At 34.0% G+C, this 14,611-nt stretch carries 14 protein-coding genes; 8 read left to right on the forward strand and 6 right to left on the reverse strand.

Annotated elements, in window-relative coordinates; all coding sequences use genetic code 11:
* Positions 1–163 precede the first annotated feature (163 nt).
* From GV828_RS11415 to GV828_RS11425, 3 genes are all read right to left on the reverse strand, one after another.
* Entirely contained in the window at positions 164–1,165 is a 1,002-nt protein-coding gene (locus GV828_RS11415) for a M28 family metallopeptidase (protein WP_166537634.1), read from the reverse strand.
* A 9-nt stretch (positions 1,166–1,174) separates the two neighbouring features.
* A complete protein-coding gene (locus GV828_RS11420) occupies positions 1,175–2,128 on the reverse strand; it encodes a DUF3667 domain-containing protein (protein WP_166537635.1) in 954 nt (317 codons plus the stop codon).
* 118 nt (positions 2,129–2,246) lie between these two features.
* The gene (locus GV828_RS11425) at positions 2,247–2,795 is read right to left on the reverse strand and encodes a type 1 glutamine amidotransferase domain-containing protein (protein ID WP_166537636.1); all 549 of its coding nucleotides are present in this window, start codon (positions 2,793–2,795) and stop codon (positions 2,247–2,249) included.
* Positions 2,796–2,944: 149 nt separating this feature from the next.
* Between GV828_RS11425 and GV828_RS11430 the strand changes: the two genes are divergently transcribed.
* The 5 genes from GV828_RS11430 (at position 2,945) to GV828_RS11450 (ending at position 7,753) form a co-directional block, all read left to right on the forward strand.
* A complete protein-coding gene (locus GV828_RS11430; protein WP_166537637.1) occupies positions 2,945–3,637 on the forward strand; it encodes a DUF421 domain-containing protein in 693 nt (230 codons plus the stop codon).
* Positions 3,638–4,123, forward strand: a complete 486-nt coding sequence (locus GV828_RS11435) for a GNAT family N-acetyltransferase (RefSeq protein ID WP_166537638.1) — start codon at positions 3,638–3,640, stop codon at positions 4,121–4,123.
* A 99-nt stretch (positions 4,124–4,222) separates the two neighbouring features.
* The gene (locus tag GV828_RS11440; RefSeq protein ID WP_166537639.1) at positions 4,223–4,600 is read left to right on the forward strand and encodes a SpoIIAA family protein; all 378 of its coding nucleotides are present in this window, start codon (positions 4,223–4,225) and stop codon (positions 4,598–4,600) included.
* A 12-nt stretch (positions 4,601–4,612) separates the two neighbouring features.
* Positions 4,613–5,119, forward strand: a complete 507-nt coding sequence (locus tag GV828_RS11445; protein WP_166537640.1) for a pyridoxamine 5'-phosphate oxidase family protein — start codon at positions 4,613–4,615, stop codon at positions 5,117–5,119.
* A gap of 153 nt (positions 5,120–5,272) precedes the next feature.
* Positions 5,273–7,753 (forward strand): AsmA family protein, encoded by a 2,481-nt coding sequence (locus tag GV828_RS11450; protein WP_166537641.1) that lies wholly within the window; start codon positions 5,273–5,275, stop codon positions 7,751–7,753.
* A gap of 226 nt (positions 7,754–7,979) precedes the next feature.
* Here the strand turns inward: GV828_RS11450 and GV828_RS11455 are convergent, their stop codons facing one another.
* Positions 7,980–8,381 (reverse strand): hypothetical protein, encoded by a 402-nt coding sequence (locus GV828_RS11455; protein WP_166537642.1) that lies wholly within the window; start codon positions 8,379–8,381, stop codon positions 7,980–7,982.
* Between the two features lie 279 nt (positions 8,382–8,660).
* On the opposite strand from GV828_RS11455, the gene GV828_RS11460 reads away from it, so the two are divergent.
* A complete protein-coding gene (locus tag GV828_RS11460; protein WP_166537643.1) occupies positions 8,661–10,991 on the forward strand; it encodes an ATP-dependent helicase in 2,331 nt (776 codons plus the stop codon).
* Between the two features lie 155 nt (positions 10,992–11,146).
* Here GV828_RS11460 and GV828_RS11465 read toward each other — a convergent pair whose 3' ends face one another.
* The gene (locus GV828_RS11465; RefSeq protein WP_166537644.1) at positions 11,147–11,830 is read right to left on the reverse strand and encodes a LytR/AlgR family response regulator transcription factor; all 684 of its coding nucleotides are present in this window, start codon (positions 11,828–11,830) and stop codon (positions 11,147–11,149) included.
* A gap of 3 nt (positions 11,831–11,833) precedes the next feature.
* Complete coding sequence (locus GV828_RS11470) at positions 11,834–12,865, reverse strand: sensor histidine kinase (RefSeq protein ID WP_166537645.1); 1,032 nt, start codon at positions 12,863–12,865, stop codon at positions 11,834–11,836.
* A 152-nt stretch (positions 12,866–13,017) separates the two neighbouring features.
* Here GV828_RS11470 and GV828_RS11475 point away from each other — a divergent pair, with 152 nt between their 5' ends.
* Both GV828_RS11475 and GV828_RS11480 read left to right on the forward strand, forming a co-directional pair.
* Positions 13,018–13,830 carry a DUF5694 domain-containing protein gene (locus GV828_RS11475; protein WP_166537646.1) on the forward strand — a complete coding sequence of 271 codons (813 nt, stop codon included), beginning with the start codon at positions 13,018–13,020 and terminating at the stop codon, positions 13,828–13,830.
* A gap of 57 nt (positions 13,831–13,887) precedes the next feature.
* Positions 13,888–14,511, forward strand: coding sequence for an L-threonylcarbamoyladenylate synthase (locus tag GV828_RS11480; protein ID WP_166537647.1), 624 nt, complete (start codon positions 13,888–13,890; stop codon positions 14,509–14,511).
* Positions 14,512–14,611: the final 100 nt, after the last annotated feature.

Here is a 14,611-nt window from a genome sequence, read left to right on the forward strand (position 1 = left end):
ACAGAATAATGTTTCTCTAAAACTAACTTAACACATTCTAATTTAAATGCGTAATCATACTTAACTTTTCTTTCCATAAAAAATGCCCCAAATAGTGTCTAACTTTTTGGGGCATGTTCAGAATGATTGGTTCGGGGTATTTTTTTTCGGAAGAATTTTTACATCATTCCCCATTTCTATCCACTTTAATCCGCTCTTTTCTGTTGGCAATTTCCCAAGCGGTGGCAAAAACGAGTTTTGTTCTTTTGGCTAACAAATCATACTCAATTTTGTCAGGCGTGTCGCCAGGTTTGTGGTAATCTTCGTGAACACCATTGAAATAAAAAAGTGACGGAATTCCGTTTTTGGCAAAATTATAATGGTCTGAACGGTAGTAAATTCTCTCCGGATCGTTTCGATCGTTGTATTTGTAATCAAGTAAAAGTTTGGTGTATTGCTCATTGGCTTTTTCGGAAATGGTGTGTAAATCCGTGCTTAATCGATCAGAACCAATTAAATAAACATAGTTTCCGTTATTTTTATGCAAATCATCTCGACGGCCAATCATGTCAATATTTAAATCAACCACGGTATTTTTTAGCGGGAAAATTGGATTTTCTACATAAAATCTCGAGCCGTGCAATCCATGTTCTTCACCAGTTACGTGCAAAAATAAAATGGAACGCTTGGGGCCTTTTCCTTCTTTTTTAGCCTCATTAAAAACGCGGGCAATTTCTAAAAGTGCTACAGTTCCTGAACCGTCGTCGTCTGCACCATTATAAATTTCGCCGTTTTTCATGCCTACGTGATCATAATGTGCGGAAATAACTACAATCTCTTCCGGTTTTTCTGTTCCTTCGATAAATGCCCAAATATTTTCAGAGTCGTTTAAAGCCGGAGAATATTGGCGTTTCATAAATTTTGACGGAACGGCTTGGTAATAACTTTCAGCACCTTTGGGATGTGGAATTCCCATTTTTTCATATTGGGAAATCAGGTATTTTCCCGCTTTTTTTTGTCCGGGTTCGCCCGTATTTCGCCCTTCCATTTCATCTGAAGCAACGATGTAAAGGTGTGTTTTTAAATTTTCTGCAGAAATATTTTCTACGTATTTAATGTTTTTTGATCCGGAACAACTCACCAAAAAAAGTGAGAGTACAAATCCGGAAAGCAGGCTTTTTTTCATAATAAATTTTTATTGAACGTGTGACAGACTGTAAACGAACAATCCGATTAGAGCCACTAAAATCCAGAACAAGTTAATGAAAAATAATAAAAAACTTTTGGTTCTGGAAACAATTTTGCTTTCGCCAAAAACTTTTCGGTGTGACCTAAAAAAATAAAAGAAGCAGTACAATGCTGAACATAACGCGACAAATCCGGAAAGCGCATCGATATAATAAACCAATACTAATAACCAATTAAAGATGACATTTAAGGTAATAATCATTAACAATAACGAAAAATAATGAAGCGTGAAAACACCAGAGTCAAAGTAAATCCACTGCTTTTTGTCGTGCAAAAGCCAAAGAAAAAAGGCAAAAAGTGGCATGTAGAGGAACAACACTTTGGGTAAATTGTTCATGAAAGATTCACCTAATCTTTCGGATAATTGCTTATCTCGCGCAATCACCCGCAATTCATGAATTGTTTTTACAAGTCGATATTCTTTAGGACTATAACGTTGTTCAACCGGTAACACACTTTGAAGCGAATCTAATTCTTTGATAGTTCTAAATTCAGGTCTGTCCTTTAAATTTGTTGGCGAATCATTTTCAACAGTTTCCATCTCAACACGCTCAGATTTCACTTCGTCACTCGGAAACAACGAAACGTCCGGCAACAGATTTGGAATCAAAAAAGTCATAAAACTGATAAAAATGTACAACTTTACCGGAGGTACATATTTTTTTCTTTTTCCTGAAAGATACTCGTTTGTCAATTTTCCAGGTTGCAGCAAAAGCGCTTTCATGGTTTTCCAAAAACTGCTGTCGTAATGCGTCAAGTCTTCGGCAAAATGGGTAAATAAATAATGAAAAGACTGCCGTGTTTCGGAGTTTTCCTGACCGCAATTTGGGCAAAATATATGATCCACCACATAATTACAGTTGAGGCATGTTTTGTCAATTCTGATTTTATGATTTCCCATGTGATACGGTTGTTTCGGGACTAAAACTACTAAAAAAATATTGGTTAGGTAAAAAAAAACAAGGCTTCAATGCAATTGCTGCATCGAAGCCTTGCGGTTCGAATTACAAAACTCTAAATTAACGTGATTGTAATTCGTGTTTTCCTTCTTTAATTTCCTCCACGGTTTTTTTGTTGAAAGCGGGTAAATCATCAGGGTTTCTGCTGGTTACTAAACCGTTATCTACCACAACTTCTTCATCTGTCCAAGTGGCTCCTGCATTAATTAAATCATTTTTTACGGAAAAAAACGAGGTCACCTTTCTGCCTTCTAAAACATCGGCATCGACCAAAATTTGTGGTCCGTGGCAAATGGCGGCAACGGGTTTTTTTTGTTCAAAAAAATCTTTTACAAAATTTACCGCACTTTCTTCACGACGCAATAAATCAGGATTAATTACACCACCAGGTAACACCAAAGCATGATAATCACTCGCCGAAACTTCGCTCAATGTTTTATCTACTTGGTATTCTTTTCCCCAATTTCCATCGGCCCAACTTTTAATCGAACCGCTTTTTAAACTCACGATATCAGCTGTCCAGCCTTGTTGTTCCAAATGTTCTTTTGGTGATTGTAATTCACTTTCTTCAAATCCGTTTGTAGCTAAAATAGCAATTTTCTTACTCATAATTTTAATTTTTAGGTTGATTAATTTTGAGTATTAAAATTACAATTAATCGCCTCCAACTCTGCCCAAATGCTTATTAAACTATCGTTAATCTTTGTTAAGAATAGCGTAATTTAACGTAACTTCAATCAACAAATGCATTACTTTTTATGGAAAAAATATTTGAATGGAACCGCGTTTTAATGAACGAATTACCGTATCAATTTTTATTCGAAATATTCTTTCGTGCTTCGATTATGTTCATCATTTTGCTCATCACGTTACGATTAACCGGAAAACGTGGCGTTCGGCAATTATCTATTTTCGAAACCGTTATCATCATCGCTTTAGGTTCTGCCGCGGGAGATCCAATGTTTTACGAAGATGTTGGAATTTTACCAGCCATTACCGTTTTTATCATCATCATCGCAATATATCGCTTCGTCACTTTTCTTACAGGAAAATTTCGTTGGTTTGAAGTTTTGGTTGAAGGAAAAACGCATTGTTTGATCAAAGAGGGAAGATTTGCTGTAAAAAATTTTAAAAGGGAAGGTTTAGCACAAGATGAATTTTTTGCCGAATTACGCCTTCGCAACATCTCACATTTGGGACAAGTAAAAAGTGCTTACCTTGAAACGACTGGCGATGTGAGCGTTTTTTTCTACGAAGATGCAGAGGTAAAATTAGGTTTGCCGATTTTGCCCGAATTATTTGAGAAAAAAAGCAAACACATTCCCGAAAGCGGTAAATTTGCGTGTTGCAACTGCGGGAATGTTCAAGAGCATCAGCAAAGTTACGGCAAATGTGAAGTTTGCCAGAAAGACATTTGGGTAAAACCCATCAACAGTAAAAGGATAAGTTAAATGAATTTTCAAATCGAACCAACAAACGATTTTCAAACAATTAGAGAAATTGCCCTCAAAACCTGGCCGGAAACTTATGGCAAAATCTTGTCTTCAGAACAATTAAATTATATGCTGTCACTTTTTTATACTGAAAACAATTTAAAGCAACAATCTGAGAAACAGCAATTTATTTTAGTTAAGGAAAATGATTGGCCAATCGCTTTTGCGGCTTACGAAATTTTTAAAAATAATGCTTCCGCAAAAATTCACAAGTTGTATGTTTTGCCTGGAAATCAAGGCAAAGGCATCGGGAAAAATTTGGTTGAGTACATTTTGCGTCAAGCAAAAAAAGAACATCTTTCACATTTATTTCTAAACGTCAACCGAAATAATCCTGCTATTCAATTTTATCAAAAATTAGGATTTGAAATTGTAAAAGAAGAAAATATTTCCATTGGAAACGGTTATCTAATGGAAGATTATATGATGCAGCTAAATTGCTGATTTTTTTGTATTTTATTGGGTAAAGATTAAGAAATTGCTAACTAAAAGCGCATGTTTTTCGACTTAACTTTGAGTAAAACCTAACATAAAATCAAATTTATGATCGAGAAAATACACAATCTACCGCAAAATATGGTAGGTTTTCGCTCAAGTGGCGAAGTAACCAAAGACGATTTTGAAATCGTTCATCAAGAAGTTGAAAAGCTGGTGGAAAAAACCGACAAACTCAATTATTTATTGTATCTCGAAGATTCCCCGAAAAATTTTACCATTGGGGCGTGGCTTCAAGACGCGCTTTTGGGCATAAAAAATTTAACCAAATGGAATCGTGCCGCCATTATTTCCGACTCAGAAACGGTGGATAAATTTACGGCCGTTTTCAGCAACGTGATGCCAGGCGAATTTAAAGTGTTTCAAAAAAATGATTTGGAACGCGCTATTGAATGGACTTCGGAAAAAATTGATGTTGAAGAATAAAGCAATGCAATCATGGGAGATCACAAAAATTTAAGTAACGAAGAAGCCATTGCAAAACTCAAAAAACTGGCAGAAAGCATTCGGATTTGTATGTTTTGTACAGATTTGTCACATATTCCTTTCTCCACTAGACCAATGTCAGTTCAAGAAGTGGACGAGTCGGGAAATATCTGGTTTTTGAGTGGAGCTGACAGCAATAAAAATTTTGAAATTAAACAAGACGAAGAAGTACAACTTTTGTTTGCCAATCCGTCGTCCACAGATTATATCAATGTTTTTGGCAAAGCGTTTATTTACAAAGACAAAAATACCATCGAAAATAAATGGTCACCAATGGCAAAAGCTTGGTTTTCCGAAGGAAAAGATGACCCGAATTTAACCGTCATCAGAGTTCAACCAAACTATACTTATTATTGGGATACCAAAAGTGGCAAGATGATTTCGATGCTTAAAATTGCAGTTGGAGCCGTGATTGGCAAACCAATTGACGATGGTATTGAAGGAAAATTGTCAATTTAATTTTAAGAATTAAAAAATAAAACATAAAAACTTTGAGTTAGTACCCGAAAAAGCTTCCGTAAGAATGGAAGCTTTTTTATTTTAAAAAATTAACACCACCTAAACGTTTTTCACCAAAGTTATCAACTAAATTTAAGTGAAAATCCATTTCGTATGCAAGAAACATTACCTTTCAAAAGAACTATTTCGAAGTGGCTGAAAATTTTACTTAAAATTTTGGCAATCTTATTCGTGTTGATGGTAGTTTTGTACTTGTCGATGGCATTTTACATTAATACCAATAAAGAAAAAATTTTAGCTTCGGTTACGTCACAAATCAATGAAAATATTGATGGCAAAATTAAAATTGGTGCGATGGATCCAACATTTGTGCAAGGATTTCCCCGTATTTCCCTTCGTCTAAGAAATGTAGAAATCATCGATAATCGTTGGCAGGAGCATCAAAAAACATTAATTAAAGCAAACGATTTTAATCTATCAATTAACGCACTTGCGTTTCTTTTTGGCGAAGTTGAGATAAGAAAAATTGAGATTTCTAATGCGAAAATTCATTTGTTCACGGATGAAAATGGTTACAGCAATACTTCGGTTTTTGGCAAAAAAAACAATAAAAACCAAAATAAAGAGTCTGATGAATCTTTTGGCAGAATCAAAGGGTTTGACTTTAAAAATGTTCAATTTATTTCCCAAAATAAAAAAGGAGGAAAGTTGTTTGATTTTTTAATCCATGATTTTCAGGCAAAATTTAACTTCGATTCTCAAGGTTGGGAATCTTCCGGAAAGATTAATGCGTTTGCTAACAATATGGCTTTCAATACTAAACACGGTAGTTTTATAAAATCAAAAAAAATTTCAGGTAAATTGGCTGTCATTTCTAATCGGGAAAAAAATACACTCGAAGTTCTTGAAAACAGGCTGGAAATTGGAGGCGATAAATTTGATATTTCGGGTAAATTTTCTACCGATTCTCATGCAGAATCTCCTTTTGAATTGCACATCAAAGCACCATCAATTTTATGGTTAAACGCCGCTAATTTGCTTTCGCCAAATATCACCAAACAACTAAAACGCTTCGACCTAAAAAAAGAAATTAACGTACGTTGCGACATTGTTGGAGATTTGAACGTTGAAGTCGATCCGCATATTTTAGTAAACGCCCAAATCAAAGGTAACCAATTGACAATTCCGGATGGAACAATTAAAAACTGTAGTTTCAGCGGCATTTTTTCAAACGAATATCGAAAAGGAAAAGGATTCAACGATCCTAATTCTGCCATTAAAATTTATAATTTCAGAGGCGATTATAACGAAATTCCTGTAATAATGGATTCTGTAATTATCAGTAATCTCGAACAACCTTTGGCAACCGGAATTTTTAAATCTAAATTTCCACTTATAAAATTAAACAAAATAATTGACCCTAATCTGCTGCATTTTTCCTCCGGAAACGCCAATGTTGCGTTAGATTTCATTGCAGATATTGTAGATTTTTCTATTACAAAACCTTACGTTTCAGGACTAATTACGGTAGATAACGCCAGCATCAAATATGTACCAAGGAATATTTCATTTACCAATACAAGTTTGGCACTCGATTTTACTGACAAAGATCTTTTTATTAGAAATCTCATTTTACAAACCCCCAAAAGTGTAGTGAAACTTGAAGGATCAGTGAAAAATTTTTTAAACACTTATTACACGGATCCCAACAAAATTATATTGCAATGGAACATCAGGAGTCCGCAACTGGAACTTAGTGAATTTCTCGGATTTCTTGGTTCGCGCAAAAAAATAAAAAATAAAAAAACAACTGATAATCCTGATGTGAGTGATAAGCTCGACTTTCTTTTTGAAAAAAGTAGCGTGGCGATAAATATTAATGTTAAGAAATTGATTTACAACAAGTTTGTTGCTAATGATGTTCACGCTGATTTTTTTGTTTCTGAAAAAGGGATTAATATCAAAAAAATGTTTGCCCGAAATTCAGGCGGAACTTTGAACTTTTCTGGAAACTTACTTCAAAGTCAAAATGCCAATAAATTTTCATTAAATACCAATATTCAAAAAGTAGAAATCGCTTCGTTTTTTAAAGCGTTCAATAATTTTGGTTTAGAAAGTTTAAAAGCCGAAAATCTCGAAGGTCAGTTGTCATCTACATTAAAAATCACAGGTCTCATTAAAGACAACGGGAGTCTTTCGCCAAAATCAATTTATGGCAACTTAAATTTTCAATTACAAAAAGGAAAATTGCTCAACTTCGAACCCATAAAAAAGACCGGAAAATTTGCCTTTCCGTTTCGCGATCTCAGCAATATTACTTTTAGTCAACTGAACGGAAAATTAATTATAAACGGAGAAAAAGTAGAAATAGCACCCATGAAAATCAGCTCCAGCGTTCTCAATATGGACGTTGCCGGAACTTATTCATTTGGGAAAGGTACCAATATTTTAGTAGATGTGCCACTCCGAAATCCTAAAAACGACCGCAACATCACCAACAAAGAAAAACTCGAAGAACGCCGAAACCGCGGCATCGTTCTGCATCTTCTCGCCACTGATAAAGGAAGTGTTGACGGAAAAGTGAACCTGAAATTAGTAAGCAAAAAACGAGGTCAAGAAGCCATTTCTCCATAAAAAAATCCCCAAATTGGAGATTTATTTTTTATTTAAAAGAAGCCTAAAAGCCAATAAATTATGATGAAAACAATAATTGTTCCCAAACATCCGCCGCCGAGTTTTTTCGCACCCCAACCGGCAAGGATTGTTTTAAAAAATCCGTTCATAACATGGTTTGTTTTGGTTATTAAATTAAAGTTACCTTAAAATAACCAAATAATTGTTATATAAATTCAACATAAAGTTATTGGAGTTTATAAATTCGTTTCAATTCTGACAACTGTTTGTCGCTTAAAAACTGCGGTTCAATCATATTTTGCTTCCGCTTCAAGTAAATTTCGCGTTGCTCAGCCGTCAAAACTTCTCTAAAATTCAACTCACTTTCATAAATAATTGGCGCAATATTTTTATTTTTTCTCACCACTACGGCATCCAGTTTTTCCTTTTCAATCTCCCATAAACGCTCTAATTTTAACTTCTGATCATCAGAAAAATCCAAATAATTCACACGCTTAATTTTTTCTTCGATGTAATCATTTTTTTCCATATTCATGTGAGATTTTGCATTGAGCATCGTAAAGGTTTTCGTCATATTACAACTCACAAACATAAAAGTCACGCAACCTAAAAGTAGAAGTTTTTTCATAAAAAATGTTTTTTATAAAGACGATTTAAAAACTAAATAGGTTGCATGCGTTTTAATTTTTTTTTGGAGCAACATAATGGTCATTTCAATATTCGTAATTCCCGTCGCCGTTTCAATTTTCCTGCTCCAAAAAAAGGAGCAGGAAAGATTTACACTTTGCCGGGGCTAATGAAAAACTTCAGGCATTTTTTTATCGTCTGTTTCCCCACAATGCGTAAAATTCTCCCTAAAAAATTTCCTCAAAAATCCTTATTTTTGCAAAAAAGCAAAGGAAAAGAAATGCAACAATATATTAGCCAACTCAACGATGCGCAACAAGCTCCGGTTTTACAAAAAGACGGACCCATGATCATTATTGCTGGAGCCGGTTCGGGAAAAACCAGAGTGTTAACCATAAGAATTGCGTACTTGATGAGTCAAGGCGTTGACGCTTTTAATATTTTGGCGTTAACCTTTACCAACAAAGCCGCCCGCGAAATGAAAAAAAGAATTTCAGACATCGTGGGTAGCAACGAAGCTAAAAACCTTTGGATGGGAACTTTCCACTCGGTTTTCGCCAGAATTTTGCGTTCGGAAGCAGATAAATTAGGCTATCCATCAAACTTTTCTATTTACGATTCTCAAGATTCCGTTAGATTAATTGGAGCGATTATTAAAGAAATGCAGTTGGACAAAGATGTGTATAAACCCAAGCAGGTCTTCAGCAGAATTTCTTCGTATAAAAACAGTTTAATTACGGTAAAAGCCTATTTCAACAATCCTGAATTGCAGGAACAAGACGCCATGTCTAAAAAACCGCGTTTGGGAGAAATTTATCAAAATTATGTAGAACGTTGCTTTAAAGCTGGAGCAATGGATTTTGATGATTTGTTATTGAAAACCAACGAGTTACTAAATGTTTATCCGGATGTTTTGCAAAAATACCAAGACCGTTTTCGCTATATTTTAGTGGATGAGTACCAAGATACTAATCATTCACAATATTTAATTGTTCGTGCCTTGTCAGACAAGTTTCAAAATATTTGCGTTGTTGGCGATGATGCACAAAGTATTTATGCTTTTCGAGGCGCAAACATCAACAATATTTTAAATTTTCAAAAAGATTATGCTGGCGTGCAAACGTATCGATTAGAGCAAAATTACCGCTCAACCCGAAATATCGTGGAAGCCGCTAATAATGTAATCGACAAAAATAAAACCAAACTGGATAAGGTGGTTTGGACCGCAAATGATTTTGGACCAAAAATTAAAATCCACCGCAGTTTGACAGATGGTGAAGAAGGTCGTTTTGTAGCGGGAGAAATTTTTGAGAAGAAAATGCAAAACCAGCTCATGAATGGGAATTTCGCCATTTTGTATCGCACCAATGCACAATCCCGAGCGATGGAAGATGCTTTGCGAAAGCGCGATATTCCTTACAGAATTTATGGAGGTTTGTCTTTTTACCAAAGAAAAGAAATTAAAGATGTTTTGTCGTACTTGCGTTTAATCATCAACCCAAAAGACGAGGAAGCGTTGATTCGCGTGATCAATTATCCAGCGAGAGGAATTGGCGATACAACCGTTGAAAAATTAACTATCGCTGCCAATCACTACAAACGTTCCATTTTTGAAGTGATGGAAAATATTGACAGAATTGATTTAAAATTAAATTCGGGAACAAGGCAACGGTTGCAGGATTTTGTTACGATGATTAAAAGTTTTCAGGTTATCGATCAAAACCAAGATGCTTTTTATTTGGCGGAACATGTAACCAAAAAAACCGGATTGATTCAGGAACTGAAAAAGGACGGAACTCCGGAAGGAATTGCACGTTTGGAAAATATCGAAGAACTTTTGAACGGTATCAAAGATTTTATTGAAGGTCAAAAAGAAATTGATGGCGCAAGAGGTTCTCTTTCGGAATTTATGGAAGATGTAGCACTTGCTACAGATTTAGACAAAGATACTGGAGATGATGATCGTGTGGCATTGATGACAATTCACTTGGCAAAAGGTTTGGAATTTCCTTACGTTTTTGTGGTAGGAATGGAAGAAGATCTTTTCCCAAGCGCCATGAGTATGAACACACGAAGTGAACTTGAAGAAGAACGCCGTTTATTTTATGTGGCGTTAACTCGAGCAGAACATCAAGCCTATCTAACTTATGCACAATCCCGTTACCGTTGGGGAAAATTAACTGACAGTGAACCATCACGTTTTATCGAGGAAATTGATGGAGAATATCTCGAATATCTCACGCCAAACGAAGGAAGTTATCGCTACAAACCTATGATTAATATGGACATATTTGGCGATGTTGATAAATCAAAATTGCGTTTGAGCAAACCCGTTGGCGGTATTCCACCAAAAAAATATGGCGACGAAGAACCCGCAGTTTCCGCAAATATCAGAAAATTAAAACCCGTAGATTCTAGGAGTTCAAATCCAAGTTTGCACGATGATACTAAACTTTCAATAGGAAATGTAGTGATGCACGAACGATTTGGAAAAGGTCAGGTTTTAAATCTTGAAGGAGCTGGAGCGGATAAAAAAGCGGAAATCAAATTTGAAGTTGGCGGTATCAAAAAATTATTGCTTCGATTTGCAAAATTAGATGTGATTGGGTGATTTTTTAGCTACAAATTTTTTAGCTACAAATTCATGAATGTTTATTTTAAAACTTTGATATTTAATAATTAATAAAAAAAATATTCGTGCATTCGTGTTAAACTAATTTTTTAGACAGGATTTAAAATCTTAAATCAGTTATTCTAAATCTAAAATCAAAAAATCCACTTTTTTACTTCATTTTTATAGGTTTCGCCAATGGGTGTTGAGCCTAAATCATGGTAAATAAGATTACCGTCAACTGATTTTATTTTTTCCAAGTTGATAATGTACGATTTGTGGATTCGCATGAATTTTTTCGAGGGAAGTTTATGAATGAAATCTTTCAGATTATCTAGCACAATCAAACGTTCGTCCGAAAGATGAATCCGGATATAATCGCTTAAACCTTCAATAAAAATGATGTCATCAGGATTGATTTTCACTTGTCTGCCATCGACCTTAACAAATAAATGCGACTTGTTTTCCACATTTGTAAATTCTGTAAACTCCGTAAATTTTTGAACGGCTTTGTGAAATTTGTCAAAACTAATAGGCTTGAGCAAATAATCAACCACACGGTAATCATAACTTTCCAAAGCATAATCAGGATAGGCGGTTGTCACCACAAAATAATTTTCTTTGTTAAACATTTGCATCAACTGAATTCCAGACAATTCCGGCATTTGAACATCAATAAAAATTAAATTTACAGCTTCTTTTTGCAATAAATGAATGACCTGAAAAACATCAGTTGTGGCTAAAATCACTTGCAATTGCAGGAGTTTTTCGGCATAATTTTTTAAAAGTTCTACCGCAAGAGGCTCATCGTCTAAAATGATACATTTAATTTTTTTCATTTTTTACAATTGAATTTGGAGGTAACTTTTAAAAATATTTCCTTCAGAAATAATTTCTAATTTGTAATTATTTGGAAAATAAAAAGCCAATCTTTTCTTCAAATTTTCAATCCCAATTCCCGATTGGTTGTCTTTCAACTTGTTGTTAATTTTGTTTTCAGTAGCAACAATAACAGTATTTTTAGAAGATTTTACTGAGAAAAATACCGGATTTTTGGCATCATCTAAAATTCCGTGTTTGATACAATTTTCCACAAACGGAAGCAAAAGATAAGGAGGAATCAATAAATTTTTATCTTCAATTTCATATTGTAATTTAAAAAATACTGGATTGTTATTTCTAATTTTTTCCAATGCTATAAAACTTTCAATGTAACTTATTTCACTACCAATTTTTATCTTTTCTTTTTGCGTTTCGTAGGTTGTGAACCGCATAATTTCACTCAATTTTTCGATTGCTGGCAAAGCCTGATCAGATTTTTTGAAAACCAAAGAGTAAATATTATTAAGCGTGTTAAAAATAAAGTGTGGATTAATTTGCGACTTCAAAAACTGAATTTCAGCCCGTTTTTTTTCTTCGGTTAAAAATACTTCTTTCTGTAAACTTCTAATTAAATTAATTACAATCCAAATCACAGAACTGGCAAAAATAGGAATCGAACCCCAATATAAATTGTCTAAAACATAATAGGATAGAGGCGTTCCTTCAAAATAATTTCCGGTGCCAAAGATTTTCAAAAACAATATTTCTTCAATCAAATATCTGAAAAAAATAAAAAATGAATAGATAAGTATTAAGCCAATGAAAAATTTGCTCATGGCTTTTACATCAAAAAAACGCTTTAAAAGATATAGGTAATTCAAGTAAAAAACTGCAGCATTTATCAAAATGTAACTGATACTGAATGGATTAATCGTATCGATTATTACGCCAAAATCTGAATTTGGTTTTAGTTCGACCAAATGACTGAAGATAAAAATTGACCAAAAAATAATATGAATTATAATTTCTTTTTGTCTTGAAAATAATTTCATAAACTACATTTTTATTGATTTTGTAAAAGTACATCGGGATTTACAAACTCAAAAAGCGTTGACCGATAATTACACGGTGTTCATCGAAAATATGAGATTTCAAAAGAGAAGAAACCACAATTTTGTCCTAATAATTTTAAAAAATAAATCTCATGACCAAAGTATTTTTAATGTTCGTAATTTTTGCCGTTTCAAAAGTAAATGCTCAAGCACCAATATTTCAGGATAAATTTCCCGATGCAATTGAAGTGCTGAATTTTGGAACTTTTCACATGGGTTACACACCTGACGCTAATACGGTTAATTTTGATGAAAATGACAAAAAGAATCAATCGGAAGTCCATAAAGTTGCTAAAATGTTAGCCAATTTTAAACCTACGGTAATTATAGTGGAAACAACTCCCGAGTACAATGAAAATCTTCAAAAAGAATATCAAAATTACCTGCAAAATCCGAAAATGAAATTTGAAAAACCTTCGGAAATTGAGCTTTTAGCTTATGAAGTAGGACGGTTAAGCAAAGCCACAAAAATATACGGAATTGATCATCAAATGGGTTACAACTATAACATTGGCAATCAAATTAAGAACAAGGTAAACGATGATACTTTCGAACAATATTTTACCTTAGTGAATGCTGAAGAAGAAAAACTCAACTACGACAATCTTTCGCTTTTGGATAAGTTAAAAGTGGACAATCATCCGCAATATTTGGATTTTCTGATCAATGTAAATGCTGATGTTTTAACCTACGTTTCCACTCAAAATAATTTTGAAGGAGCGGATCAAGCGGCTCGATATTACCACAGAAATTTGCGTATGTTTTCAAATCTTAACCAAATTCACTTTGCTCCGGGAGATCGCGTTTTTATTTTAATGGGAGCTTCTCACACGGCGTTTTTCAATGATTTTATGCGAAGAAGTCCAAAATATAAATTAGTTGATCCATTTTTGTACCTAAAATAAAAATCAGAAAAACCTTCGATATTTCGCTAAATTTGCGTAAATTATCGTAAAAAATAAATGGCAGAATTTATCAAAATATACGAAGACAAACCCAGTGAAGCCGCTATAAAAAAGGTGGTAGAAGTGTTGAGAAATGGTGGTTTAGTAATTTATCCAACTGATACGGTTTATGGTTTGGGTTGTGATATTACCAACTCTCGCGCTTTGGAACGCATTGCTAAACTCAAAGGGATTAAACTTGAAAAAGCCAATTTTTCTTTTATTTGTCATGATTTAAGTAACCTTTCCGATTATGTTCGGCAGATTGATACGGCAACTTTTAAGATTTTAAAAAAAGCACTTCCAGGACCTTATACTTTTATTCTTCCAGGAAATAATGATTTGCCAAAGGAATTTCGCAAGAAAAAAACCGTTGGAATTCGGGTACCAGATAATCGAATCGCGTTAGAAATTGTGAAAATGCTGGGAAATCCTATTGTTTCAACCTCTATTCACGACGAAGACGAAGTTTTAGAATATTCAACCGATCCAGAATTAATCTTCGAAAAATGGCAAAACAAAGTGGATATGGTTATTGATGGAGGATATGGAGACAACCAAGCTTCGACAATTATTGATTTATCTGATTATGAACCTGTTGTGATAAGAGAAGGAAAAGGCGAAATTGATTTTTTATTTTAAAAAAATTATCTTTTGGCAAAATTTTTGCATTTGAAATAAATAATCATAAATTAGCATCACCAATTAAGAATTCCCCAACTAATGCGAATTTAATATTTAC

The sequence above is a fragment of the Flavobacterium ichthyis genome, assembly GCF_009915155.1.
Lineage (GTDB): Bacteria > Bacteroidota > Bacteroidia > Flavobacteriales > Flavobacteriaceae > Flavobacterium > Flavobacterium ichthyis.

What these genes read in the sequence shown, in the direction of transcription:
- GV828_RS11415 (WP_166537634.1), bottom strand. Translation starts at nt 1,165, where the DNA reads ATGAAAAAAAGCCTGCTTTCCGGATTTGTACTCTCACTTTTTTTGGTG.
- GV828_RS11420 (WP_166537635.1), bottom strand. Translation starts at nt 2,128, where the DNA reads ATGGGAAATCATAAAATCAGAATTGACAAAACATGCCTCAACTGTAAT.
- GV828_RS11425 (WP_166537636.1), bottom strand. Translation starts at nt 2,795, where the DNA reads ATGAGTAAGAAAATTGCTATTTTAGCTACAAACGGATTTGAAGAAAGT.
- GV828_RS11430 (WP_166537637.1), top strand. Translation starts at nt 2,945, where the DNA reads ATGGAAAAAATATTTGAATGGAACCGCGTTTTAATGAACGAATTACCG.
- GV828_RS11435 (WP_166537638.1), top strand. Translation starts at nt 3,638, where the DNA reads ATGAATTTTCAAATCGAACCAACAAACGATTTTCAAACAATTAGAGAA.
- GV828_RS11440 (WP_166537639.1), top strand. Translation starts at nt 4,223, where the DNA reads ATGATCGAGAAAATACACAATCTACCGCAAAATATGGTAGGTTTTCGC.
- GV828_RS11445 (WP_166537640.1), top strand. Translation starts at nt 4,613, where the DNA reads ATGGGAGATCACAAAAATTTAAGTAACGAAGAAGCCATTGCAAAACTC.
- GV828_RS11450 (WP_166537641.1), top strand. Translation starts at nt 5,273, where the DNA reads ATGCAAGAAACATTACCTTTCAAAAGAACTATTTCGAAGTGGCTGAAA.
- GV828_RS11455 (WP_166537642.1), bottom strand. Translation starts at nt 8,381, where the DNA reads ATGAAAAAACTTCTACTTTTAGGTTGCGTGACTTTTATGTTTGTGAGT.
- GV828_RS11460 (WP_166537643.1), top strand. Translation starts at nt 8,661, where the DNA reads ATGCAACAATATATTAGCCAACTCAACGATGCGCAACAAGCTCCGGTT.
- GV828_RS11465 (WP_166537644.1), bottom strand. Translation starts at nt 11,830, where the DNA reads ATGAAAAAAATTAAATGTATCATTTTAGACGATGAGCCTCTTGCGGTA.
- GV828_RS11470 (WP_166537645.1), bottom strand. Translation starts at nt 12,865, where the DNA reads ATGAAATTATTTTCAAGACAAAAAGAAATTATAATTCATATTATTTTT.
- GV828_RS11475 (WP_166537646.1), top strand. Translation starts at nt 13,018, where the DNA reads ATGACCAAAGTATTTTTAATGTTCGTAATTTTTGCCGTTTCAAAAGTA.
- GV828_RS11480 (WP_166537647.1), top strand. Translation starts at nt 13,888, where the DNA reads ATGGCAGAATTTATCAAAATATACGAAGACAAACCCAGTGAAGCCGCT.